The organism is Acidimicrobiales bacterium (assembly GCA_035547835.1).
In the GTDB taxonomy this organism is placed as follows: Bacteria; Actinomycetota; Acidimicrobiia; order Acidimicrobiales; family Iamiaceae; genus DASZTW01.
Map to the genome: position 1 here is coordinate 606,786 of DASZTW010000005.1, position 24,409 is coordinate 631,194.

Sequence of the window (24,409 nt, forward strand, 5' to 3'; positions counted from 1 at the left end):
ACGCGTCATCCGTCCTGCGCGGCGAGGCGGCGGAGGTCGTCCTTGACGACTTTGCCGGTGGCGTTGAGCGGCAAGGCATCGACGACCACCACCCGGCGCGGCACCTTGTAGTTCGCCATCTGCTCCCTGCTCCACGCGATGACCTCGGCCGGGTCGATCGTGGCCCCCGCCGCCGGCACCACGAACGCCACGCCGACCTCGCCGAGGCGATGGTCGGGCACGCCGATGACCGCCGCTTGCGCGAGCGACGGGTGGCGCAACAGCGCGTTCTCGATCTCGGCCGGGTACGCGTTGAAACCGCCGACGATGAACATGTCCTTCGAGCGGCCCACGATGCGCAGGCAGCCGTCGTCGCCGATGATCCCGAGGTCACCCGTCTTCAACCAACCGTCGGGCGAGAGCGCCGCGGCAGTGGCCTCGGGGTCGTCGAGGTAGTGCGACATGATGCTGCGCCCCCGCAGCAGCACTTCGCCGGGCTCGCCGGTCGGCACGTCCGCGCCCTGGTCGTCGACGATCCGCAACTCGAAGCTGGGCCGCGCCCGCCCGACCGTGGTGGCGACCGTCTCGGCGTCGTCGTCGGGCGAGGTGGCGGCCGCCGTGCCGCCCTCGGTGAGGCCGTAACCGGTGACCACCACCCGGAACGGCAACTCGTCGTGGATCCGTCGGATCAGTTCGACGGGGATGTCGGCTGCGCCGGTGACCGCCACGCGCAACGTCGACAGGTCGTGGCCGTCACGGCCGGGGTGGTCGAGGATCGACTGGTAGATCGTGGGGGCCCCCGGCAACACGGTCACCGCGTCGGCGGCCACCCGCGCCAACACCCGGTCGACGTCGAACACCGATTCCGGAAGCATCACCGCACCGGCGGCAACCGAGGCCAAGATCCCGGCCTTCAAGCCGAACATGTGGAAGTACGGGTTGACCATCAGGTAGCGGTCGCCTGCGGTGAGGCCGGTCATGGCCACCCAGTCCGTGGCCACCGTCAGCGTGCGGCCGTGGGTCTGCACCACGCCTTTGGGCGAGCCCGTCGTGCCGGACGTGAACAAGATGTCGGACGGGTTCTCGGTGTCGACCGCCCGCCACCGCTCGCCGAGTGTGGCGAGCGACGCGGTGGTGGCGCCGGCCAGGAAGGCGTCGAAGGTGACCGCGCCGGCCGGCGCGTCGGGCTGGAAGACGACCGTGGTCGTCAGCGCAGGAAGCTCGGCGCCGGCCTCGCGCAACAGGGCGACGTAGTCGACGCCGATGAAGTCGGTGACCGTGAACAGCACTCTTGCTCGGCTTCTCGCCAAGATGTCGGCCGCTTCGGCCCCCTTGAAGCGGGTGTTGACCGGCACCAGCACGCAACCAGAACCGAACACCCCGAGCGCGGCGAGGATCCAACTGGCGCTGTTCGGTGCCCAGATCGCCACGCGGTCGCCCACCTCCACGCCCGCTGCGACAAGGGCGGCGCCGACGCGGCGGGCGCCTGCGGCGAGCTCGCGGTACGACAGCCGCTGGTCGCCGTCGATCACCGCGGGGTGGTCGCCGAATCGCCCGCCGGCCGCGTCGACCATCGCGCCGATGGTCGGCCAGGTGCCCTCGCCGCCCGCCGTCATGCGACGACGGCGTCCTCGACGTTCATCAACCGCGCCAAGTTGCCGCCCATGATCTTGCGGACGGTGTCGTCGGGAAGGCCGGCGAGCTCCTGCACGTACGTGGCGGGGCTGGCAAGCCCTTCGGGGTGCGGGTAGTCGGATCCGAACAACACGTGCTCCACGCCGATGAGCTCGGCGAGCGCGCCGAGGTCCTCCTCCCAGAACGGGCTCACGTAGATGTTGCGCTTGATGACGTCGATCGGGTTCTCCATGAAGTCCTGCGGCATCTTCTTGTAGACGTCCGCGAGGTTCTTCAACAGCGGCTCCACCCAACTGCTGCCGTTCTCGATCACGGCGACCTTGAGGCGGGGGAAGCGCGACAGCGCGCCGTGGCACACGAGCGCCGCGACCGCGTCTTCGACGGGTCGCCACTGCGACAGCATCCGGAACGCCTGGGGCTGGAACGGCAGGAACTCGCTCGAGCTGCCCATCCAGTCGTTGTTGTAGCGCTCGTAGCCGCTGTCAGAGGAGTGCATGCCCACGAGGACGTCGTGCTCCACGACCCGCTCCCAGAACGGATCGAACTCCGGCAGCCCGAACGAGCGGGGCCCTCGGAACCCGGGCACCGGTGCGGGCCGGATCAACACGGCCTTGGCGCCGCGCTCGACCACCCACTCGAGCTCCTCGATGGCCTTGTCGACGATCGGCAGCGTGATGACCGGGGTGGCGAAGATGCGCTGCTCGTAGTTGAACGTCCACGTCTCGTACATCCACTGGTTCAGCGCGTGGATCACGGCGTGGGTCATCTCGGGGTCCTCCCGCATGCGCTCCTCGATGAGGCTCGCCAACGTCGGGAACATCAGCGCGCGGTCGAGCCCCTGTTCGTCCATCAGCTCGATCCGCGGCGCGGGCTCGCGGAACGCGGGGATCGCCCGCATCGGCTCGCCGAAGATCTCCCTGCGGCTCTTGCCTTCGGGGTTGCCGTGGCGGAAGTAGTCCTCTTGGGCGCCCGGCCGGGCCACGACGTCGAACGTCGGGTTCGGGATGTACTCGCTGATCTGGCCGCGGACCACGATCTTGGTGCGGCCTCGCACGTCGACGTAGTCGACGGCCCCCTTGTAGCGATCCGGGAGGAACTTGGTCATCGCCTCCTTGGTCTCGTACATGTGGTTGTCCGCGTCGAACACCGGGCAATCGATCATGCGCGTCGACATCGCTGCTCTCCCCCGACGGTTGTGAGAATGGCCCTCTTATCTTAGAGTAACGAGGATTCCGGGTCACGATCGCCCAGGGGGAACCTCCGCATGACCACCGCCACTCCCGAGCTGTACTACGACCCCTATGACTTCGAGATCGACACCGACCCGTACCCGGTTTGGGCGCGGCTCCGCGACGAACAGCCCCTCTACTACAACGAGCGCTACGACTTCTGGGCGCTGAGCCGCTTCGAGGACGTGGAGCGGGCCTTCGTGAACTGGCAGACGTTCAGTTCTGCCCGGGGCACGTTGATCGAGCTCATCAAGAGCGACATGACGATCCCACCCGGCTCCATCATCTTCGAGGACCCGCCCGGTCACGACGCCCGCCGCAAGCTCCTCTCGCGGGTGTTCACGCCACGTCGCATGCGCGAGATCGAGCCGAAAGTCCGGGCGTTCTGCGCCCGCGGCCTCGACCACCTGGTCGGATCGGGCGGCTTCGACTTCATCACCGACATCGGCACCGAGGTCCCGATGCGCACGATCGGGATGCTCCTCGGCATCCCCGAAGAAGACCAGATCGCACTCCGCGAGCAGATCGACGAAGGGTTGCGCCTCGAAGACGGCACGATGCCGGACCTCTCCGACGCCCAGGCCATGGCGCAGGGCCAGGCTGCGGCGTTCGCCGACTACGTCGACTGGCGCGCCGACCACCCGTCCGACGACCTCATGACCGAGTTGCTCAACGCGGAGTTCGAAGACGAGACCGGCGAGACCCGGCGACTCACCCGCGAGGAGCTGTTGAACTACGTCAACTTGCTCGCGGCCGCCGGCAACGAGACCACCACCCGCCTGATCGGCTGGGCCGGCAAAGTGCTCGCCGAGCACCCGGACCAGCGCCGGGAGCTGGTCGACAGCCCCGAGCTGATCCCCAAGGCCATCGAGGAGCTCCTCCGCTACGAAGCGCCGTCACCGGTCAACGCGAGGTACGTGACCGCCGACGTGGAGCTGCACGGCCGTGTGGTGCCGGCCGGCAGCGCGATGATCCTCCTCAACGGCGCGGCCAACCGTGACGAGCGCAAGTTCCCCGACGCGGACCGTTTCGACATCCACCGCGTGATCGACCACCACCTGGCGTTCGGCTACGGCATCCACTTCTGCCTCGGCGCGGCGCTGGCCCGCATGGAAGGCCGAGTCGCGCTCGACGAGATCCTGAAGCGCTTCCCCACCTGGGAGGTCGACTGGGACCGGGCGGTACAGGCCCGCACCTCGACGGTGCGGGGCTGGGAGCGACTGCCGGTGCGGACCCCCTGACCTGCTGATCGCCGCCTGGTGCGCGGTGGCCCGAGCTCACGCGCCGGCGGACTCCTCGGCGGCCAGCGCGGCCTTGTGCAACGTGTTCTCGGCGAGCCGCATGTGGGCGGCGTCGACCAGACGGCCGTCGCGCCCGATCGCTCCCACGCCGTCCGCTTCTGACGCCCGATACACCTCGATCGACTCGCGCGCCGCGGCAACTTCGGCCTCGGTCGGCGAGAACACCTCGTGCGCGATGGCGATCTGCGACGGGTGGATGCACCACTTGCCATCGAAGCCGAGCGAGGCGGCCTGGGTGGCCGATTCGCGGTAGCCGTCGGGGTCCTGGTAGGCGGGGTACGGCGCGTCGATGGCATCGATCCCCGCCGCCCGCGCCGCGGTCAGCACCTGCACCCGGGCGAAGTGCCAGAAGTCGCCGGGATACCCGTCGACCGGATCGAAGTTCCCGTCGACCCGGGCGTGCAACGAGGCCGACAGATCGCCAGCGCCGAAGATGATGGCTTCGAGGCGGTCGCTGGCCCGGGCGATCTCAGCGGCGTTGGCGAGGCCTTCAGCTTCCTCGATCAGCACTTCGAGCCCGATGCGCTGCGTCAAGCCCAGCTTCCGCTCGAGCTGCGTGAGCAACGTGTCGAACCACCACACGTCGCGCGCGGTTCGGGCCTTCGGGATGATCAGCACGTCGAGCGCGTCTCGGGCACCGGTGACCACTTCGATCACGTCGCCGTGGCACCACGGCGTGTCGAGGCCGTTCACCCGCACGGCCCGCACGGTGCGGCCCCAGTCCTGCTCGGTGAGGGCGGCGACCGCGATCGCCCGCGCACCTTCCTTCGCTACGGGCGCGCAGGCGTCCTCGAGGTCGAGGAACACGAGGTCGGCGCCCGACGACGCGGACTTCACGCACATCTTCTCGCTGCTGGCCGGCGTGGCCAGCTCTGAACGTCGAGCGCGGGGTCGAAGCACCGGACCTCCTCGTTTCGCTGGTGTCAGGGCCGGGCCACCGCCGGCCGCTCGAGGCCGAGGTTCTCACGCAACGTCGCGCCGGTGTAGCGATCCCGGAACAGGCCGCGGCGCTGGAGCTCGGGTACGACCATCCGCACCACGTCCTCGTACGCGCCGGGGCAGTGCGTTGCGGCGAGGACGAACCCGTCGCACGCACCGGTGGTGAACCACTCCTCCATCTGATCGGCGACTTGCGCGCCGGTTCCCACGAACCTCGGCCCCTGCAACAACGTGGCGCGGTAGCCGGCGATGTCGCCCAACGTGACCGTGCCGACGCCGATGTGCTGGCGGATGTTCTGCACCAGCCCCCGGATGCCGTTGACCGACTCGATCAGCTCGTCCGTGATCGGATCGTCGATCGACAGCGCCGAGAAGTCGTAGTTCATGAGCTCTGACAGCAACGTGAGCGACGCAACCGGGTCGACGAGGTCGTTGAGCAGCAGCTGCTCGCGGTCTTGCGCCTGGGCCTCGCTCTCGGCCACCACTGCGTACGCCATCGGCAGCATCTTCACGGAGGCGGGGTCACGGCCACCCTCGGCCAGGCGGTCCTTTTGGTCCTTGTAGTGCGACCGGGCGACTTCGATGGCGGGGTCACCGGTGAAGATCAGCTCTGCCCAGCGCGCCGCGAACTCGCGACCGCGCCCCGACGATCCGGCTTGCAGCAGCACCGGGCGGCCTTGTGGCCCGCGCGGCACGGTCAACGGGCCGCGCACTTTGAAGTACTCGCCGTCGTAGCGCAGCTCGCGGACCGCGTCGGGGTCGGCGAAGACTCCGGCCGCTCGATCGAGGATCAACGCGTCATCGTCCCAGGTGTCCCACAGGCCGGTCGTGGCCTCGAGGAACTCGTCGGCCCGGTCGTAGCGCTCGTCGTGGCCGAGGATCTGGTCGACGCCGAAGTTCTGGGCCTCGGCGTCGTTCACCGACGTGACGATGTTCCACGCGGCGCGCCCGTTGGTGAGGTGATCGAGCGTCGCGAAGGTCCGAGCGACGTGGAACGGCGTGTAGTACGTGGTCGAGTACGTGGCCCCCAGACCGATGTGCTCGGTCACGCCCGCCACCACGCCGAGCACCACGCTCAAGTCGAGCTTGACCGGCCGGGCGCCCGTGCGGACCGCTTCGGCAACCGAGCCGCCATAGATGCCCGGCATGGCGAGCCGGTCATCGAAGAACATCATGTCGAAGCACCCTTGCTCGAGGATTCGTCCGAGCTTCTGGTAGTAGCCCGCCGTCAGGAACCCGTGCTCGGTGGCAGGGTGGCGCCAGGATCCGCTGTACACCGACGTGTTGCCCGCTTGCATGAAACCAACCAGTGCCATCTGGCGCTGCGTGCTCACGATGGTGCTCCCTGCCGTCGCCTGTGGAGGCCGGCACGTGAACGTCCGGCAGGTCAGATGATAATCTAACTCTCCCATTACGGAAACCACGTTGCTACCCCCGTCCACCAAGGGCGGACCAGCAATCCAGAAGGTGCGGCATCGAAGCCACGGCAGGCGGTGCCCGACGAGCAGAGGGCCTGATGACGGAGCACGCCGACATCAAGCGGGAGCACGGCTATCACCCGTTGCGGGTGAAGGACGTCGTGCAGGAGACCGCCGACACCAGGTCGTTCGTGCTCGACGTCCCCGACGACCTCGCCGCTCTCTTCCGCTACGAAGCCGGCCAGTTCTGCACGTTCCGCGTGCGACTGGGTGACGACGAGCACTTGCGGTCGTACTCGATGTCGAGCGCACCAGAGACCGACGCCGACCTGACCGTCACCGTCAAGCGCGTGCCCGGCGGGCTGATCTCCAACTGGTTCAACGACCACGTCGACGTCGGTGACACGCTCGAAGTGACTCGACCCGCGGGCGTGTTCTGCGTGCAGGAAGGCGACCGCCCGCTGGTCGCGCTGTGCGGCGGGAGCGGCATCACGCCCGTCGTGTCGATCGTCAAGCGCGTGCTCACGACCACCGATCGCCGGGTGAAGGTGCTGTACGCCAACCGCGACGGGCAGTCCGTGATCTTCGGTGAGCTCCTCGCGAACCTCACCGCCACGCACCCCGCCCGGCTCCGCGTCGAGCATCACCTCGACACGGAGCGCGGGCTCGTCGACGGCTCCGAGATCACCTCGCTCGTCGGCCCCGATCTCGACACCGACTTCTACGTGTGCGGCCCGACGCCGTTCATGGATCTCGTGGAAGGCACGCTGCTCGCGGCGGGCGTCGCCGCCGACCGCATCGCCATCGAGCGGTTCGCCGCCACCGTCGTGTCGACGTTGCCCGCCGCCGGGTCCACGCTGGTGGCGGAGCCGGCTCCCGAACCGGTGTCGTCCAGCGATGCCGGGGCCGGCGCCGCGCCACAGGTGCCCGCCGAGCTCACCATCATCTTGAAAGGCAAACGCCACGTGGTCGCGTACCACGCGCCGGACACGGTGCTCGAGACCGCCCGCCGCGGCGGCCTCGCCGCACCGTTTTCGTGCGAGGCCGGCAACTGCGCCACGTGCATCGCGCAGCAACACGATGGCTCGGCCACCATGCACGCCAACAACGCCTTGAGCGACGACGAAGTGGCCGACGGATGGATCCTCACCTGCCAGGCCGTGCCCGAAGGCCCGACGGTGACCGTCGAGTACGAATCGTTCTGATCCGCGATCGGCCGCGGCCACCGTGCGGCCTCGGACCCGCCGGTGGTCAGATCACGCCGTCGCGCCGCAGCTCCTCGAGCTCAGAGGGGGTCCGCCCGAGCAGCTCGGAGAGCACTTCGTCGGTGTGCGCGCCGAGCGACGCCCCGAGCCAGCGGATCTCGCCGGGCGTGCCCGACAGCACGGGCATCACGTTCGGAACGGCCAGCGGCCCTATCCGCGAGTCGTGCGTGGTGATGGTGTTGCGATGCTGGTACTGCTCATCCTCAAAGATCTCGGCGATCGAATACAGCGGGCCAGCCGGCACTTCCGCGGCGCGGCAAGCGGCGAGCACCGCGTCGCGATCCATCGATCCAACCCACTTGCCGACGAGCGCGTTCACCTCGTCGCGGGCGGCGAGGCGTCGCTCCTTGGTGCCGAACCGGTCCGCCGCCGCGAGCTCGGGCGCCCCCATGGCACCGGCCAATCGCCGGAACATGTCGTCGTTGGTGCAGGCGATGGCGATCCACCGGCCGTCGGCAGCTTCGTAGTGGCTGTGCGGTAGCACGTTCACGGTGTCGGCACCCATCCGTTCGCGCACGAAGCCGGACTGCTGGAATGCCGGCGCGATCTCGTCGAGCACCCGGAAGGTCGCCTCGAAGAGCGCGTGGTCGATGAACTGACCCTCACCCGTGAGCTCTCGGGCCCGGAGCGCGAGCAGCACGCCCACGGCGCCGTACAGCCCGGAGATGTAGTCGGCCAGCGACGTGGAGCCAGGGGTCACCGGACGTCCGCCCGGCTCGCCCGCGAGGTACGCGAGGCCGGAGAACGCGTGCGCGATGCGAGCGAAGCCCGGCTGGTCGCTCATCGGCCCCGACTGCCCGTAGGCCGACACACGCAACAAGATCACGCCGGGATTGAGCGCTCGCATGGCGGCGTAGTCGAGACCCCAACGCTCCAGCACACCGGGGCGGAAGTTCTCGATCACGACGTCGACCTCGGCGATCAGGCCGCGGAGCAGCTCGACACCTCGGGGGTCGCCCATGTCGATGGTGACCGACCGCTTGTTGCGGGCCTCGCTGAGCCACACGAGCGTGTCGCCGCACTCGGTCTCAGTGCCGAACTGCCGGAGGCGGTCGCCGCTGCCGGGCCGCTCGACTTTGATCACGTCGGCGCCGAACTCGCCGAGGATCGTGGCGCAGAAGGGACCCGCGATGTACGTGCCGAGGTCGAGCACGCGGATGCCGTCGAGGGCGTGGACGCCCGGTGTCGGCGTCGCGGGCTCCGGGTCGTCGTCGGCAGTCGGCGTCGTCATCGTGTTCGTCTCGGGAGGGTTGGTGGTTCTCGCCACGCGCCGGCACCGGGCGGAGCCTGCCCGGCGAGTGAGCGGCCCGCGCAAGAGTGACCTTCGCGCCTGGGGATAAGTCTATTCTCAACTGCAGCGCCGCGGTAACCTCGCCGCATTCGAACGCAGGGGGACCATACGTGAAGCACTGGGTCACCTACCCGTTGGTCAACCACCCGGCCAACACGGAGCTGATGTCGCACGCCGCGATCCGGGCGTTCGCCGAGACGGCGGAAGCGGCGGGTTTCGACGGCATCGGGTTCACCGACCACCCCGCACCCACCGACCGGTGGCTGCAAGCAGGCGGCCATGACGCACTCGACCCTTTCGCCGTGCTGGCGTACGTCGCGGCGATCACCGAGCGATTGCGTCTGATCCCCAACATCTGCGTGCTGCCGTACCGCAACCCGTTCGTGGTGGCAAAGGCGGTTGCCACCATCGCGATGTTGTCGAACGACCGGTTCATCTTGGCGGCCGGCACCGGTTACCTGCGCGGCGAGTACCGCGCGCTCGGCGTCGACCCCGATGAGCGCAATGGCCGCTTCGACGAGGCGCTCGCGGTGCTGCAGGGCGTGTGGACCACCGACGACTTCGCGTTCGACGGCGAGTACTTCCACGCGGTCGGCCAGACCGCCAACCCGAAGCCGGCCAAGCGGGTCCCGATCTGGATCGGCGGCAACAGCGCGCAAGCGCGACAGCGGGTGGCCACCGTCGGCGACGGATGGAACCCGTTCGCCGCGCCCAGAGTTGTGGCCAAGACCGCGCGCACTCCCCCGCTCGAGTCCGCCGACGACTTGGCGGCACTGCTCGACGACCTGTGGCGGCGCGTCGACGAAGCCGGCCGCGACCGCGCCACGATCGACATCGCGTTCACGACGAACGAAGGCGGCGACCCAGCTGGCGACCACTTCGACTCGGCGGCCCACCTCGAAGGGCTCGAGCGGCTGGCGTCCATCGGCGTCACCTGGGCATCGGCAGGTGTGCCGGGCGACTCGCTCGCGCACGCGCTCGAGACGTTGGAGCGCTACGGCCGCGAGGTGATCGCGGTCGAACGCCGCGGCTGACTCGACCTCAGCGAGGACCGAGCACCCAGTCATCGCCGAGGCGGTACCACCCACCGGCGGCATGGGTGCCGCCGTCGACGTGCAACGTGTGCCCGGTGACGTACGCCGACAGATCCGAGGCGAGGAACACGGCGGCGCCGGCGAGGTCGGCCACCGTCCCGGCCCGTCCCATCGGGATGCCGGCGCCGAGGTCGCGGGCGGGCTCGTCACCCACCCCAGCTGCCGCGAGGGCGGCAAGGCCTTCGGTGAGGCAGACATCCGGCGCGAGCGCGTTGACTCGGATGCCGTACGTGGCGAGCTCCACGGCAGCGGTCTGGGTGAAGTTCACGACCCCGGCCTTGGCGGCGGCGTAAGCCGCATAACCCGGAGCGGCGCGCACGCCTTCGATCGACGTGACGTTGATGATGCTGCCGCCGCTCCCCCGCTCGACCATCGACCCCGCGACCCGCCGGGTGGCGCGCAGCACATGACCCAAGTTGGCGCGGTGCAGGGCGTCGAAACCGTTGTCGGAGGTGGTCAGCAACGGGCGATGGAACGCGCCGCCGGCGTTGTTCACGAGCACGTCGATCTGCCCGAACCGGTCGAGGGTCGTGGCGAGCGCGGCATCCAACGCGACGCCGTCGCGCACGTCGACCACCACCGCCAGACCACCGACCGCTGCCGCGACCTCCGCCGCGGTCGCTGGGTCCTGCTCCCAGATCGCCACCGATGCGCCGAACGTGGCGAAGCCCTCGGCGATCCCCCGGCCGATACCGGCGCCACCGCCGGTCACGACTGCGACCTTGCCGTCGAGCCGTGCTGCGTCGCCAGCAAGCGACGGTCGGTCCGCGGACGCCGCGCGCGGGGCGTCGGTCATGCCCCGCTCCATCGGGTCGGCGCCCTCACACCGCTGGTTGTATCACCACGTCCATCGACGACGCGCCGCTCTCGGGCACGCGCGGCTGGCGCCACACCTCGACCGGGAACGACACGGTGACCAACGAGGAGAACAGCCACAACAAGTTCTGGTCCTCGTCGGAGATGTCGTCGAGCGACACGCCCTCGAGGTAGTCGGCACCCGCTTCGAGCCGCGGGAAGGCCGCGTCGTAGAACTCCTGCAGCTCGTCCATCGTGCTGTCCAAGCGGCGCGCATAGCGGTGGTACTCGGAGTAGACGGCCCACTTCGGCGCGAACGGCTCGAGATCGGCGAAAGCCTCGGGAAGCATCGGCATCTGGGCTCCTCAGGATACGGCCGAGATCTGCACCGACGAGCTCGACTGCTGGCTCTGGCGGTACTCCTCGACGTACTTCTCAGCGGTGTTGTGGAGATGGCGCAAGGCGATCTCCTGGTCGTTCAAGGGGAACTCGCGGATCACCCGGGTCTCGAGCATCGACTGCGTGGCCTCGAGGGTGTTCGCGTCCTGGAGTCCGTACTCCTTGAAGGTGACGACCGCCAGCTCCTGCTGCAGGCGCTCGAAGGCGTTCTCCGGCGGCACGAAGTACAAGGTGCCTTCGAAGATGTGGGTGTTGTACGACGTCGGCCAGTAGTGGTACGTGAGATACCAGTTCGGCTTCCAGATCAGGATCATGAAGTTCGGGAAGAACAGGAACGAGTCCTCACCCCAGGCGGGGTGTTTGGCCGGGTTGACGAACTCGGGGATCTCGCCGATGTCGGGTGCGTCCCACACCCCGAACAAGCCGCTTCGCAGCACGCGCTCGATGGGCTTCACCATGTTCAGGTCTTTCGGCGGCGCCATGCCGCCCCACGACGACACCAGCGAGTGCGGGCCGTCGATGTCGTATGCCAAGGCCTCGTAACCGAAGCCCTGCAACTTGCGGGACTCGTCGGCCACGGCTTGCTTCGCGTGCAGAACAGGTGCGTGGTAGAACTCCATGAACGCGTCGATGAAGAGCTTCCAGTTCGCTCCGATCTCGGCGCGGTAGCGGTGCACCTCGGTCATCTTCTCGAACGGGTAGTGCTCGATCCCGGCGCCGAAGCGACCGAGGTACTCGCGCAAGTCCGGGGCTTCGGGGTCGAAGTTCACGAAGATGAACCCGGCCCAGGTGTCGCAGCGAACCGGGACCAGGCCGAACTGCGCCATGTCGAGGTCGAAGAACTCCGACTCCTGTTGCACGAACGTGAGGGCGCCGTCGAGGTCGTATCGCCAGCCGTGGTACTTGCACGTGAACTGGCGGCACGTGCCGCTCGACTCCTCGCGGGGGTAGTCCTGCCACACGAGCTTGTTGCCGCGATGGCGACAGATGTTGTGGAAGCACCGCACCTCGCCCGCCTTGTCGCGGACCAAGATCACCGACGTCCCCGCCGCGTCGAGCTCGCGCGTGAAGTACGTGCCGTTGCGCGGGAGTTGCTCCACGCGGCCGACGTTCAGCCACGTCTTTTGAAAGATCGCCTTGCGCTCGAGCTCGTAGATCTCCGGCGAGATCGAGTCCTCGTAGGAGCGAGGAGCGGTGTCCATGGCGAAGTGCTCGGTCCAGCTGCCTTCGGGCGGCTTCGGAAAGTGGGCCATGTTCGTGGGTCCCTCCGTCAGGTCGACGGTTACGATATCACGAATCTCGCATTGCGAGAAGGTCGTTTCCGGGCAAGTCGTCGTCGACTTCGACCTGGAACGAGAGGAACGCCATCGCAAGCAGGTCGTACGTGCCGACCGTGAACACCAGGTCCATGAGCTCCTGGGTGTCGAACTCGGCGGCCAGGACGTCCCACGTCGCACCGCCGATGCGGGCGTGGGCGACCAACTCGTCGCAAGCCTGGAGCATCGCCCGGTCACGGGCCGACCAGCCAGGTGCACCGGGGCCCGCCGCGATCGCGCGGATCTCGTCGTCGGACAAACCGTTGTCGCGCCCGAGCACCACGTGCTGGCACCACTCGTAGTCGGACTTCCGCAACGCCGACACCCGCAGGATCAGCAGCTCACGGTCGCGCGTCGAGAGCGTGGACACGAACAGGACATGCGCGGTCAACGTGTGGAACGCAGTGGCCAAGTCGGGGTGCTGCGCCAATGTGCCGAGCGCATTCAGGCCTTTCGAGCGGTTCTCGTCGCGCCGGGGGAACGGGTGGCGGGGGTGTGCGGGCCGCATGGCGGCGAGCGCCGCCCTCATGCCCTCGGGCCATTCCTTCGGCGGCAACGGGGGGATGCGTGGGCTCATCGGTCGGCGCTCCTGGCGGTGACGGCTGCCGCGATCACAACGCTCCCCCGAGCGACGCGAGGTACGCACGGGTGCGGCGCGAGGACTCGAGGCGATCGTCGCGGCTGTCGCCGATCGGCAGGACCCGGACCGACAGGTCGGTGACGCCCGCGTCGGCGAACGCCCGCAAGCGCCGCGCGATCATCTCCTCGGTGCCGGCGGCCATGATGTCGCCGACCGAGGTGGCATCGCCCTGGTCGAGCAGGCGCTGGTAGTTCGGCGAGACCTCGGCTTCGGACAACACGCGGTTCGCCCTGGCCACCGCGACCTCGACGTCGCCCTCGGCGCACAGGCACACCGGCACACCCGCCACGATCCGCGGCGCCGGGCGACCTGCGTCTTCAGCCGCTCTGGTGATGCGAGGCGCGATGTGCTCGCCGATCGCCCGCTCGTCGGCCAACCACAGGATCGTGCCGTCGGTGTGGGCCCCGGCCAGTTGCAACATCACGGGCCCGAGGGCCGCGATGAGGATCGGCGTCGGGGTGATGTCGGTGACGTCGAGGGGGTTGTGCACGCGGTAGTAGTCGTTCACCACGTCGACCATCCCGGGGCCGGCAAAGGCCTGCTCGAGGACTTCGAGATACGCGCGCATCTGGGCGGCGGGCTTCTCGTAGGGCAACCCGAGCATCTCGTCGATCACCCAGTGGTGCGACACGCCGAGCCCGAGCGCCAACCGCCCCCCGGCGACGGCCTGCACCGACAGTGCCTGGTGGGCCAATGCGATGGGATGGCGTGGTTGGATCGGCACGACGGCCGTGCCGATCTCGACCCGCCCGGTCTCCGCCGCAACCAGCGTGGCTGCTGTGAGGGCGTCGAACTCGTCAGGGATCTGCGGGATCCACACCGACGACAGGCCGGCTTCTTCGGCCCAGCGGGCATCGGCCAGCATGCGGGACACCTTGGTGGCGTACCGACCTCGTTCCGGGCCGACCATGACTCCGATGCGCACCCCGGACCACCTCTCTGCGTCGTGCCTACGCCGCCGTGAGAACGTACTTCTTCCAGGAGTGTAACGACACTTCCAGCCGAGATCAGGAGGGCAGGTCGCGCGGGATCCAGCTCGGGTCGCGCTTCTCCATGAACGCTGCCATCCCCTCGCGCGGCTCCTCGGAGCGGGCCAGAGCATCGAACATCGTGCGGTAGTCGATGTGGCCGTAGCGCTCGTTGATCATGCGCTTCACGTCGGCGCGGGCCTGCGGCGAGGTGTGGAGGATCTCGCCGGCTGCCCGCAAGGCCTCCGCGCGTAGGTCGTCATGAGGAACCACGCGCGAGATGAGGCCGATCCGCAACGCTTCGGCCGCGTCGATGCGCCGCCCGGTCAGCAGCAGGTCACGCGCCAGCGCGACACCGACATGCATGGGCAGCGCCGCCGCGAACGTCGCGTCGGAGATGCCACGCAGCAACTCCGGTGCCCGGAAGGTGGCCCGATCGCTGACCACTGCGACGTCGGCCATCATCGCCACCAGCAGGCCACCGGCCTGGCAGATACCGTTGACCGCCGCCACCACCGGCGCGCGACTCTCGCGGATATCGGTGAACGGAAGGAGGTCGTGCCCGATCGTCTCGGGCAGGTCGTCACCGGGCTCTGTTCGCCCTCCGAGGTCGCCGCCGGGCGCAAACACGTCGCCCGTGCCCGTGATGATCAGCGCGGCGAGATCAGGGTCGTCGTTCACCAGGCGGACGGCACGCCGGAGCCCGAAGTACATGGCCGGCGTGAAGGCGTTGCGCGCCGCGGGGCGGTCGATCGTGCACCAGCCGATGGGACCCTCGCGTTCGAAGCGGAGGCCGGCAGCACCAAGGTCATCGCTCACAGCGGCAGTATACGGTAGGCCCGTTCGCGGGAGCCGAGAACCGGATGTTCCACACCCCCGCGCCACGACCACGAGGAGCGCCCATGACGGACACAACGCTGGTCGGCCTGGTGACCGGAGCTGGCCGAGGGATGGGCCGCCACTGCGCCCACGTCGTGCGCGACACCGTCGACGCGCTCGTGGTCGTCGACCTCGACGCGACCTCGCTCGACGCCGCGACCACTAAGCTCGCCGGCGGCCGCGCCGAGGTCGAGCCGTTCCTGCTCGACGTGAGCGACGCCGCAGGCCTCGAACGCCTCGGGACCCGCCTCGGCGAGCTGGGCACCCTCCGCAGCGTCGCGCACGTCGCCGGCATCTCCCCCACCATGGCCGACTGGCGCCGGATCTTCACGGTCGACCTCATCGGCACCGCCCGGCTCTGCGGGGTGCTTCGGCCCTTGGCCACCGCAGGGACGTCCATCGTGTGCTTCGCCTCCATGGCCGGCACCATGAACCGAGCCCTGATCAGCGACGGCGACGGCCATGTCGACGACCCGCTCGCGGACGGCTTCCTCGAGCGCATCCACGAGGCGCTCGGCGACAGCATCGAGGACCCGGGTGTGGCGTATTCGTGGGCGAAGCGAGGGGTGCAGCGGTTCGTGCAGCGCGAGGCGCTCCGCCTCGGCCCACTCGGCGCCCGTATCAACTCGATCTCTCCCGGGATCATCGACACGCCCCAAGGCCAACAAGAAGCCGCGGCGCACGAGATCATGCAGACGATGGTCGACCAGTCGGCCCTCGGCCGGGAAGGGCGGCCGGAGGAGCTCGCCGCCGCAGTGAAGTTCTTGTTGTCGGACGACGCCAGCTTCATGACGGGCGCCGACTTGTTGGTCGACGGGGGTGCCTGCGCGGCGATCCTCACCCGGTGACGAGGCCACCCGGTGAGGGTGGGAACTTGCGTCAGCGCGGCAGCTCGTCTGCACCGGCGCATGCCCGGCTGCAGAACCACTCGCTGCCCTTGCGGATGGCCGCGGAACGCGGGATCGTCAAGCCGCACACGGGATCGGTGACCGCATCGCCGTCGGCCTCGATGCGAACTCCCGCCACGGCCAGGTCGGCGTGCAACCCCCGCACGGTGGTGAGCGTCGTCGGCGTGGCCGCCATCCAGCGCGGCAGGTGCGCGATCACCGACTCGGTCGCGAGCAGCTCGCGAGGATCGGCCGCGTCACAGAGCCGGGCTGCCACGTTGACGGGCCGTCCGATGTAGTCGTCGCCCTCGAACATGATCACCGGCCCACGATCCATGCCCGCACGCACGGCGAGCGACGGGAGGCTCGTGGCCATACGGACGTCGATCTCGGCCACCAGAGCGGCGACCGCGTCGGGCATGGCCGACGACAACATGGCGCCGTCACCGAGCCATTTCACGATCCGCACACCCCGGCGGGCTGCGCTCTCTCGCATGGCAGTGCGCAACTCGGCCAGCACCAACACGGCGTGTTCGTCGCCGTTGCGCTCGACAAACGCGGTGAAGCCGCAGAGATCCATGAATGCGAAGCAACGATCAACCCGCACCGAGCCCTCCAAGGCCCCGACCCTCCATTGGGTCGTCGGACCGATGATCCCAGAAGGAGCGACAGTCTCGCGAATCCGTTCGGGAAACGACCCAAAACGGCGGGTGCCCGGCCACTTGGGCCGGGCACCGCTCAGAACAACGACGAGGAATCGCTCAGCGACCGATCCCGGCGTCGCGCAGCACCGCCGCTGGCACACCCGCTTCGCGCCATGCGCCGTAGCTGATGCCCTTTGACTCGCTGTACGCCTTGGCAACCCGCGCGAAGCCCTGCTCCAGCTTCTTCATGTCGGGACCACCGGTGCCTTGCTTGGCCAACTCGGCCGCCAGATCCATGCGCTCTTGGATGAGCTGGACACGCGCGAGTGCGCTGGCGTCGTCCATGCCGGCATCGATGTCGTTGATGCGGCGTTGGATCGATTCCGGGGTACGGCGACGACCGCGCCGCGGGCGGCTGGCTTCCAAGCCCTCGAGATAGGCGCGGATCGTACGTGACTGCTCTCGGCCTTCCGCCAGCGCAGCTTTGTGCGCAGCAGTCATGACGGGCTTGCGTCGTGCTGCAGCCATCTTGAAACCTCTTGGTGACGTGAACGTGACGGCGACGATGATAGACGAGAAATGGGCGGTGGCAATACTCACCCTCTACGACACCACGGCCCACGGTCAGACCATTGGATGACGCATTCGTTAGATCTGGATCCTCCACCCTCACCGGATGGGTTTCACCGGGTTCATGAGGCCGTCACCATGCTTTGTCACGATTCCAGAAGTGGCTCGATGACCGCCACCAGCTCTCTGCGCAACGTCGCGTCGTCGAGGTCGACCACGAACGGGTGCGCGGCTGCGCCAATGGCCGACGACAACACCGCAGCCCGCACACGACTTCGTGCACTTCGCCCGCCGCCGGTCAGTACGCGAAACAGACGCGCCCAGAACTCGCGCGAGGGCTCATGGTCGCTGAGGAGCCGCACGAACACCGGGTCGTTCTGGAGGGTGTTCCAGGCGCTTCGCCGCTCGACGGCAGCTGCGACCACCCGACGCAACAACAGGTCCCGGGCCGGCGCACCGGACGTACCGGAACGTCCGTGCTCGGCCGCGGCGAGGGCGACGTCGAGCCGCTCGAGCTCGGTCTCGAGGACCGCGACAACGATCGCGTCCTTGGTCTTGAACTGGTGGTAGATCGCAGCTTTCGTGACGCCCACCGCGTCGGCCAGCATCTGCAACGAGGTGCCGCCCACACCGTGCGAGCCGAACAGATCGAGCGCGGCGTCGATCGTGCGGCGTTGTGCGGGGGTGTACGGCCGGAGTCGTGCTCGCCAGGTGCTCGCCGAAGTCGCCACGGTCGCAAGCTATCCCGCCGCCGCAGCTAGCCGAACGGCTAGTATGCGGCTGCTCGACGGCTGAACCGGGAGGAAGTCATGACCAACGACCATCACGGCGACGACGGAGCGCACGAGCGGGGGATCGACGAGCTCCTGGCGATCCGCAAGCCCGGCGCCCACCTCGACGAGGAAGTGGTCGCCGACGACTTCGTCCTGATGCTCGGCGTCGACCTCAACGACTACCCCAAGTTCGACCGGGTCGACGATGCGGTCACATATCCGAAGGCGGCGCTCGACATCCGCCAAGAGCTCGATGTCGACTCGGGCGCCGAACTGCCCGACTATTCGGGACCGTGGCGCGCCGACTTGCGCTTCACGGACTTCTCCGTCGACGCAATCGCCGCCAAGCTGTTGCCCTGGAGCCAGCGCTACCTGCAGCTCTGCGTCGACGGGTGGGCGGCCGAGGTCACCAAGCGCTACGGCGCGGACACGATGGCCGAGATCGAGTGGACGGCATGGAACGATCAAGTCGTGCCCGAGCTGGAACGGATGCGAGGCGAGTTCCTCCCGGCCGGCACCCCCTACACCGATCCAAACCAATCGGTGGCCGAAGACGACCGCGCCACCACACGCGTGCAGTACACCGACCTCTTCTCACCACGCCCCGACACCGCGCAACTGGCCAAGACCGAGCTGGTGACGTGGTTCCTCGGCAGCCACGAATACCTGCTGCAGTGCATCGAGGCGTGGGCCACGCAGATCACGGTGCGCTACGGGCTCGACGTGATGTTCGACATCCAATGGACGCTGTGGGGCGACACCGTCCTCCCCGGCGCCAAACGCCTCAAGGCCGAGTATCTGGGGATCAACGGCAACACGGTGGCCGATTGGATGAAGGACCTCCAGATGGACGCCACCGCGCTCCCGGGCAAGGCGTTCGACGTGTCGTTCGAGATGCCCGAGCCCGACACGGGCATCATGACGTTCAACCGTTGCGTCGCCGTCGACCAGTGGGAAGCGATGGGACGGCCCGACATCTTGGAGAAGAACTGTCACTCGACGTGTCCGAAGTCGATGATCGTGACCACCAAGATGTACAACCCGAACATGCGCGTGGACATCCTTGCGATCCCACCGCGCAAGGACCCCGGCGACGTCTGTTGCAAGTGGCGGTTCAGCATGCGGTCCGAGGACGACCCCGAGTACGTGCCGATCGAGCTGACGAGCAAGCCCGGCTCCTGAGCCCGGCCCGCAATCGGCCCGCTGTGGCGGTTGCGGACCCCCGGAGGCCTTCCTAACTTGACGTCGGTGTCAAGACCTCGGGCGAAGCCCGCGCCCCAACCCGGCGCCCCCCGCTCCCGCAAAGGGGTGCGAACCCGCGCCCGATTGATCGAAGCGGCGCGCGACGTGTTCGAAGAAGCAGGCTTCCTCGACGCGCGCATCTCCGACATCGCCGAGCGGGCCGGGCTGTCGCACGGCAGCTTCTACCACTACTTCGACTCCAAAGAGCAGATCTTCCGGGAGGTGGCCGAGGCCCAAGAAGCGCGGCTCACCGCTCGCCCACCCGCCGCCGACGCGGGCGAGCAGGGCGATCCCCCGGATGCGACGGAGGGGCCCGAATCGAGCGCGCCACCCGCCTCCGCGGCGAGCCCGCTCCCCGACCGCGCCCGGATCGAGCGGGCCAATCGGCGCTACTTCGAGCAGTACCGGGAGAGTGCGCGGATCATGGGCGTGATCGAAGAGGTCTCGCGCTACGACCAGCCGGTCAACGAGGCGCGCCGCCGGCGCCAACAGCACTTTGCGGAGCGCGCCGAAGCGGCGATCCGCGGTCTTCAGGCCGAAGGCGCGGCCGACGCCGACGTCGACCCCGAGATCGCTGCCCTCGCGCTCGGCGCGATGGTCGCCCGCTTCGCCGAGCTGTGGTTGGTCGACGGTTGGGGCGACTTCGAGTTCGACCACGCCGTTGAGCAGATCACCCGGTTGTGGGCCAACGCGGTCGGGCTCGACGCAACGCCACCGCTGCGCTCCCGCACCACCTGAAGGCGGGCGGGCGGGCCCCGCCGGCGAGTCAGTCTTCGGCTTGCGCCGGTGGCCGCGGCGGAGCAGCCGGGCGCGCCGCGCGGCTCACCGACCAGGCCAGCAGGGCAGCCACCAGAACCGGTGCCGCCCACCACACGGCGATCCCGTGGTGCGCCGCCGCAAAGCCACCACCGAGCACCACCAACACCCCGAGGGCGAGCCGCCAGTCGTCACCGACGATGAAGTCGTACCAGAACCGACCGAACGAGACGAGGTACTTCATGCCCGCGCTCCGAGTGAGTCGGCCGGGTCGATCGTCGTCGCGGCAGCAACGGTGGCGTGACGCCTGCGAAGGAAGGCGACCAAGCCCGCGCTGACGGCGATCACGTACACGAGCAGCCCGGCCAGCGCGGCGTCGTGGCCTGGCCAGGCGAAGCCCGCGCCTTCACCCGACCAGAACAGACCGAACGTCGTGAGCAGGACGCCCACCACGAACTTCAACGTGTTCTCGGGAACCCTGCTGAGCGGTTGGTGGATGAGCAGGCCGACGCACAACGTGAGCACCGCGGCGATGCCGGCGCCCACCGCGGCGAGCCCCACGTTGTGCTGCGCGCCGCCGAACGTGACGACGATGAACGCGACTTCGAGGCCTTCGAGAAAGACGCCTTTGAACGAGACGGTGAACGTGTACCAGTCGAGGCCTTGCATGTCGCGGGGTGCGGCCTGCGCCGCCTGTTCCTCCGCGAGGAAGATGGCGTCCTCGTCGTGGAGCGCTTTGAAGCCGCTGGCTCGAAGGATCGCCTTGCGCAGCCACTGCATGCCGAACACCAGCAGCAGCGCGCCGATCCCGAGTCGCAGCGTGTCGATGGGTACCAGCGACACGGCCGGCCCGAGCGCCGCCACCACCACGGCCAAGCCGGCGAGCGCGGCGAGGGTGCCGATCACCGCCGAGCGCCAGCCGCGCGTGACGCCGACCGCCAACACGATCGTCAGCGCCTCAACCATCTCCACGACACAGGCCACCGACGCAGCCGCGACCAAGAACACGTCATGCATCGCTGTTGCGGCTCCACGACCCGGGCTGTCGCACACCGAGACGCTACGGCACCGGCCCGACCCCTCCCAGGTCGGGATGTCGCGCCGAAGCGATCAGACCGTCGTCGTCGCCGCCTCGCGCCGGCCCACCACGTCGTCCGCGAGCGACAGGTAGCCCTCTTCCTCTTGGGCGTTGTGCAACCGCAGGACCGCGTGCAGCCCGTACAGCAGTCGGCGCAGCTCGAGCGTGTCGGTCTCGTCGGGGCCCTCGGGGCCGATGTCGTCGAGCAGCCGGCCGAGCAGATCGATCGAGTGCTGGATCTCGACGTGCGCACGGGTCATCGTGCCCGTCGGATCGATCCCGCCGAGCACCCGCTGCACCACCGGGTACAGCTCGGCCTCCTCCGCCTCCTCGTGCGGTGCCACTTCCTCGACGAGGAGCCGGTGGACCCTGCGAACCTCCTCCAAGCCCTGCAAGCGATCGACCGCACCGAGCCGGTCGGCCACCAGCCGCAGTTGGTCGACGTCGCTCTGGAGCCGACGATGCTCGTCGCTGAAGCGCAGCGCCATGCGGCTCGCCGTCGGGTCGAACCGAGGCTGGCCGGGCGGGGCCAGCAACGCCCGGAGCGCGTTGAGGATGACCGCGACATCGATGACCTCTTGCAGCAACGCACCCCACGTGGGCGGGAGGCCGCCAGCAGCAGCGACCACCATGGCGGCAACAGAGAGCCCCATTCCGGCCACGACGCTCTCACGAGCGATGCGACGTGACCGGTGGGCGATCTCGATCGCGTCGCCCAGCCGGTCGAGCCGATCGGCGGTCAACACGACATCCGCCGCTTGCGACGACGCGGTCGCACCCGTGGTGGCGATCGCGACACCCACGTCCGCGGCGGCGAGCGCAGGGGCGTCGTTGATGCCGTCCCCGACCATGATCGTCGGCCCCCGCTGACGTTCGGCTCGCACGGCAGCGACCTTGTCCGGTGGCGTCCGTTCGGCGAGCACGTCGTCGGCACCGATCACGGCGGCCACCGACGTGGCGACTTGCTCGCGGTCACCGGTCACCATGACGACCCGATCCACGCCCGCGCGGCGCAGCCGGCGGATCGTCCTCGCCGCGTCGGGCCGGATCTCGTCGAGCAGCACGATCGCACCCGCCACCTCGTTGTCGACTTCGACGAACACGGTCATCGCGCCGTCGAGATCCGCGCGGCGACGGATGCCCCGCAACCAGGCGTGGTTCGGCGTCGCCGACAACCAGCCCGCCTTGCCGACCGCCACGTCGTGCTCCCCGACGCGCCCACGAATGCCCTGGCCGGCCACATCCTCCACCGCAGAAGGAAGGGTGAGTGGAAAGTGGCGCTGCTGCGCTGCCTGCACCACCGACACGGCCAGCACGTGCGGTGACACCTGGTCGAGCGAGGCCGCCAACCGCAAGACCTCGTCGGCAGGCAAGGCAGCCGCCGGGCTGATCTCGATGACCGCCGGTCGTCCGGCCGTGAGCGTGCCGGTCTTGTCGAACAGGAGCACGCGTCCCTCGGCAAGTCGCTCCAACGCGTCGCCGCCTTTGACGATCACGCCTTCCCGGACGGCTCGCGAGAGCCCCGCCACGATGGCGGTGGGCGCGGCCAAGATGAGCGGGCACGGGGTGGCCACGACGAGGACCGCGACGGCCCGTGCCGGCGCTCCTGACCATGCCCAGGCAGCACCCGCCGCCACGACGCTCACCAACAAGAACACCAGCGCGTACCGGTCGGCCAGCCGCACGAACGGGGAGCTCTCTGCCTCCACCGCGGCGGCGAGCCGAGTGATCGCCGCATACGTGCCGTCGCTCGCGGTGGTCGTCGCGCGCAAGTCCAACGGCGGGCCGGCGTTGACCACGCCACTGCGAACGGCGTCACCGGCCGAGCGCTCCACCGGTACGGGCTCCCCGGTGAGGGCGCTCTCATCGAGCACCGCGAGACCGCTGGCCACCACGCCGTCGACCGGCACGACCTCCCCGGGCTTCACGAGGAGGAGATCGCCGGGCCGGACGGCTTCGATCGGGGGGCTGGTCAAGCCACCCGCCTCGTAGCGGTGCGCAAACTCCGGGGCTCGCTCGACCAGCATGCGCAGCTCCCGGCGTGCACGCGCACCCGCTCGCTCCTCGATGCTCCGTCCAGTCGCCAGCATGAGGCTGATCAGCGCGCCTGCGAGGTACTCGCCTGTCGCCAACGTGCCGACCAGCGCCAGCACCGCGATGACGTCGACACCCATCTTGCGTCGCCGCGCCGACTGGACGACCCACCAGAGCGCCGGCACGAACCCGATGGCCGTGGTGAGCGCCCACACCACGTGCGCGGTCCCTGGCTGATCGACGAGGTGCAGCACGCCGCCGCCCGCAGTGCCACCGACCGCAAGGGCCAGCATGAGGTTCCGGAGCAACCCGCTCCGGGTGAGGCCGCCCGACCTCGCAGGGCCGTCCACCGAAACGCCCCTGCGTGGCATCGCCGGATCAGCTTCCCGAAGGTGGGGGTGGCACCACCACGAGCGGGCACGGCGCGTGGTGTGACAGCTGCGTCGCCACTGAGCCGACCAACATCCGACCCAGCGCGCCGTGCCCACGCGACCCGACCACCAGCAAGTCGGCACCCTCGGCGCGGGAGATCAAGACGCTCGATGGGCCTCCTTGGACGGCAATGCGGCGGATCGTGCCGGTCACCGAAGAGGTGTCCTCGTCCCGGACGGCCCGCGCCAGCCGATCGACCGCCGCCTGTTCGGACACTTCGGGGTCGAGGGCCGCGGTGGCGATCGGCATGCCACCCACGACCGGAACCTCCCATGCGGTGACCACGTCGAGCTGGGCACCGCGCCGCGCCGCCTCGTCGATCGCCCACCGCAAGGCACGCCGCGCCTCGCTGGAGTTGTCGACGCCCACGACGACCCGACCCAGCGAACTCCCTTGTGCCCGAACGTTGCGAACCACCGCGATCGGGATCTCGGTGTGGTGCAGGCACCGCTGGCTCACCGAACCCAGGAGCAACCCCTTGAACCCACCCAGACCCCTCGCACCGACCACAAGCAGGTCGGCACCCGCCGACGCCTCGAGCAGGGCGGGTACCGGCAGGTCACAGATCGGCATCGACATGACATGCGAAGCGGCCTCGTCGCCAACCGCCCGCGCCACGAACTCGTCGAGCGCCTTGCGGGCGTCGCCTTCCGCGTAGGAAGGATCGAAGTCGACCCCGGAGATCTGGTGTTGGTCCAAGAAGCCCCATGCGAGGACGGCCACCACATCGGCGTCGCGCAGTCGGGCTTCGGCCACCGCCCACTGCAACGCCTCGGCGGACCCCGCCGACTCATCGACACCGACGACGATCTTGCTGCTTGCCACGTCGCACCTCGCTTGGTCGC

24 protein-coding genes are annotated in these 24,409 nt (G+C 69.0%); 6 read left to right on the forward strand and 18 right to left on the reverse strand.

Features of this window, described 5'->3' with window-relative positions; translation table 11 throughout:
* Positions 1 to 5: 5 nt before the first annotated feature.
* Complete coding sequence (locus VHA73_05110) at positions 6 to 1,595, reverse strand: FadD3 family acyl-CoA ligase (protein HVX17392.1); 1,590 nt, start codon at positions 1,593 to 1,595, stop codon at positions 6 to 8.
* Positions 1,592 to 2,788: an amidohydrolase family protein gene (locus tag VHA73_05115; protein ID HVX17393.1), complete on the reverse strand. Its 1,197-nt coding sequence runs from the start codon at positions 2,786 to 2,788 to the stop codon at positions 1,592 to 1,594. The genes VHA73_05110 and VHA73_05115 overlap by 4 nt, the downstream gene beginning before the upstream one ends.
* A 90-nt stretch (positions 2,789 to 2,878) precedes the next feature.
* Between VHA73_05115 and VHA73_05120 the strand changes: the two genes are divergently transcribed.
* Positions 2,879 to 4,084 (forward strand): cytochrome P450, encoded by a 1,206-nt coding sequence (locus VHA73_05120; GenBank protein ID HVX17394.1) that lies wholly within the window; start codon positions 2,879 to 2,881, stop codon positions 4,082 to 4,084.
* Between the two features lie 36 nt (positions 4,085 to 4,120).
* On the opposite strand, the gene VHA73_05125 is transcribed toward VHA73_05120, so the two are convergent.
* Entirely contained in the window at positions 4,121 to 5,044 is a 924-nt protein-coding gene (locus VHA73_05125) for a CoA ester lyase (GenBank protein ID HVX17395.1), read from the reverse strand.
* 23 nt (positions 5,045 to 5,067) lie between these two features.
* Positions 5,068 to 6,417 (reverse strand): LLM class flavin-dependent oxidoreductase, encoded by a 1,350-nt coding sequence (locus VHA73_05130; GenBank protein HVX17396.1) that lies wholly within the window; start codon positions 6,415 to 6,417, stop codon positions 5,068 to 5,070.
* A gap of 182 nt (positions 6,418 to 6,599) precedes the next feature.
* On the opposite strand from VHA73_05130, the gene VHA73_05135 reads away from it, so the two are divergent.
* The gene (locus VHA73_05135) at positions 6,600 to 7,706 is read left to right on the forward strand and encodes a ferredoxin--NADP reductase (protein HVX17397.1); all 1,107 of its coding nucleotides are present in this window, start codon (positions 6,600 to 6,602) and stop codon (positions 7,704 to 7,706) included.
* A 46-nt stretch (positions 7,707 to 7,752) separates the two neighbouring features.
* Here the strand turns inward: VHA73_05135 and VHA73_05140 are convergent, their stop codons facing one another.
* Positions 7,753 to 8,997, reverse strand: coding sequence for a CoA transferase (locus tag VHA73_05140; protein ID HVX17398.1), 1,245 nt, complete (start codon positions 8,995 to 8,997; stop codon positions 7,753 to 7,755).
* Positions 8,998 to 9,167: 170 nt separating this feature from the next.
* Between VHA73_05140 and VHA73_05145 the strand changes: the two genes are divergently transcribed.
* Positions 9,168 to 10,091 carry an LLM class F420-dependent oxidoreductase gene (locus VHA73_05145; protein ID HVX17399.1) on the forward strand — a complete coding sequence of 308 codons (924 nt, stop codon included), beginning with the start codon at positions 9,168 to 9,170 and terminating at the stop codon, positions 10,089 to 10,091.
* A gap of 7 nt (positions 10,092 to 10,098) precedes the next feature.
* Here the strand turns inward: VHA73_05145 and VHA73_05150 are convergent, their stop codons facing one another.
* From VHA73_05150 to VHA73_05175, 6 genes are all read right to left on the reverse strand, one after another.
* Positions 10,099 to 10,947, reverse strand: coding sequence for an SDR family oxidoreductase (locus VHA73_05150; protein HVX17400.1), 849 nt, complete (start codon positions 10,945 to 10,947; stop codon positions 10,099 to 10,101).
* A gap of 25 nt (positions 10,948 to 10,972) precedes the next feature.
* Entirely contained in the window at positions 10,973 to 11,302 is a 330-nt protein-coding gene (locus VHA73_05155; GenBank protein HVX17401.1) for a hypothetical protein, read from the reverse strand.
* 9 nt (positions 11,303 to 11,311) lie between these two features.
* Positions 11,312 to 12,598 (reverse strand): aromatic ring-hydroxylating dioxygenase subunit alpha, encoded by a 1,287-nt coding sequence (locus tag VHA73_05160; GenBank protein ID HVX17402.1) that lies wholly within the window; start codon positions 12,596 to 12,598, stop codon positions 11,312 to 11,314.
* Between the two features lie 37 nt (positions 12,599 to 12,635).
* A complete protein-coding gene (locus VHA73_05165; GenBank protein ID HVX17403.1) occupies positions 12,636 to 13,238 on the reverse strand; it encodes a carboxymuconolactone decarboxylase family protein in 603 nt (200 codons plus the stop codon).
* A gap of 34 nt (positions 13,239 to 13,272) precedes the next feature.
* A complete protein-coding gene (locus VHA73_05170; GenBank protein ID HVX17404.1) occupies positions 13,273 to 14,226 on the reverse strand; it encodes a TIGR03564 family F420-dependent LLM class oxidoreductase in 954 nt (317 codons plus the stop codon).
* Between the two features lie 82 nt (positions 14,227 to 14,308).
* Positions 14,309 to 15,088 carry an enoyl-CoA hydratase/isomerase family protein gene (locus tag VHA73_05175; protein HVX17405.1) on the reverse strand — a complete coding sequence of 260 codons (780 nt, stop codon included), beginning with the start codon at positions 15,086 to 15,088 and terminating at the stop codon, positions 14,309 to 14,311.
* 83 nt (positions 15,089 to 15,171) lie between these two features.
* Between VHA73_05175 and VHA73_05180 the strand changes: the two genes are divergently transcribed.
* Positions 15,172 to 15,996, forward strand: coding sequence for an SDR family oxidoreductase (locus tag VHA73_05180; protein ID HVX17406.1), 825 nt, complete (start codon positions 15,172 to 15,174; stop codon positions 15,994 to 15,996).
* Positions 15,997 to 16,027: 31 nt separating this feature from the next.
* On the opposite strand, the gene VHA73_05185 is transcribed toward VHA73_05180, so the two are convergent.
* The 3 genes from VHA73_05185 to VHA73_05195 form a co-directional block, all read right to left on the reverse strand.
* Complete coding sequence (locus VHA73_05185; GenBank protein ID HVX17407.1) at positions 16,028 to 16,615, reverse strand: adenylate/guanylate cyclase domain-containing protein; 588 nt, start codon at positions 16,613 to 16,615, stop codon at positions 16,028 to 16,030.
* 181 nt (positions 16,616 to 16,796) lie between these two features.
* The gene (locus VHA73_05190) at positions 16,797 to 17,279 is read right to left on the reverse strand and encodes a hypothetical protein (GenBank protein HVX17408.1); all 483 of its coding nucleotides are present in this window, start codon (positions 17,277 to 17,279) and stop codon (positions 16,797 to 16,799) included.
* A 116-nt stretch (positions 17,280 to 17,395) separates the two neighbouring features.
* Positions 17,396 to 17,980 carry a TetR/AcrR family transcriptional regulator gene (locus VHA73_05195; GenBank protein ID HVX17409.1) on the reverse strand — a complete coding sequence of 195 codons (585 nt, stop codon included), beginning with the start codon at positions 17,978 to 17,980 and terminating at the stop codon, positions 17,396 to 17,398.
* A gap of 78 nt (positions 17,981 to 18,058) precedes the next feature.
* On the opposite strand from VHA73_05195, the gene VHA73_05200 reads away from it, so the two are divergent.
* Together VHA73_05200 and VHA73_05205 are read left to right on the forward strand one after the other, a co-directional pair.
* Positions 18,059 to 19,204, forward strand: coding sequence for a hypothetical protein (locus tag VHA73_05200; protein HVX17410.1), 1,146 nt, complete (start codon positions 18,059 to 18,061; stop codon positions 19,202 to 19,204).
* A 66-nt stretch (positions 19,205 to 19,270) separates the two neighbouring features.
* The gene (locus VHA73_05205; protein ID HVX17411.1) at positions 19,271 to 20,002 is read left to right on the forward strand and encodes a helix-turn-helix domain-containing protein; all 732 of its coding nucleotides are present in this window, start codon (positions 19,271 to 19,273) and stop codon (positions 20,000 to 20,002) included.
* Positions 20,003 to 20,030: 28 nt separating this feature from the next.
* Here the strand turns inward: VHA73_05205 and VHA73_05210 are convergent, their stop codons facing one another.
* The 4 genes from VHA73_05210 to VHA73_05225 form a co-directional block, all read right to left on the reverse strand.
* Positions 20,031 to 20,264, reverse strand: coding sequence for a hypothetical protein (locus VHA73_05210; GenBank protein ID HVX17412.1), 234 nt, complete (start codon positions 20,262 to 20,264; stop codon positions 20,031 to 20,033).
* Entirely contained in the window at positions 20,261 to 21,037 is a 777-nt protein-coding gene (locus VHA73_05215; protein ID HVX17413.1) for a hypothetical protein, read from the reverse strand. Before VHA73_05215 ends, VHA73_05210 begins: the two co-directional genes overlap by 4 nt.
* Before the next feature lie 93 nt (positions 21,038 to 21,130).
* The gene (locus VHA73_05220) at positions 21,131 to 23,482 is read right to left on the reverse strand and encodes a heavy metal translocating P-type ATPase (protein HVX17414.1); all 2,352 of its coding nucleotides are present in this window, start codon (positions 23,480 to 23,482) and stop codon (positions 21,131 to 21,133) included.
* 28 nt (positions 23,483 to 23,510) lie between these two features.
* Positions 23,511 to 24,389 (reverse strand): universal stress protein, encoded by an 879-nt coding sequence (locus tag VHA73_05225; GenBank protein ID HVX17415.1) that lies wholly within the window; start codon positions 24,387 to 24,389, stop codon positions 23,511 to 23,513.
* Positions 24,390 to 24,409: the final 20 nt, after the last annotated feature.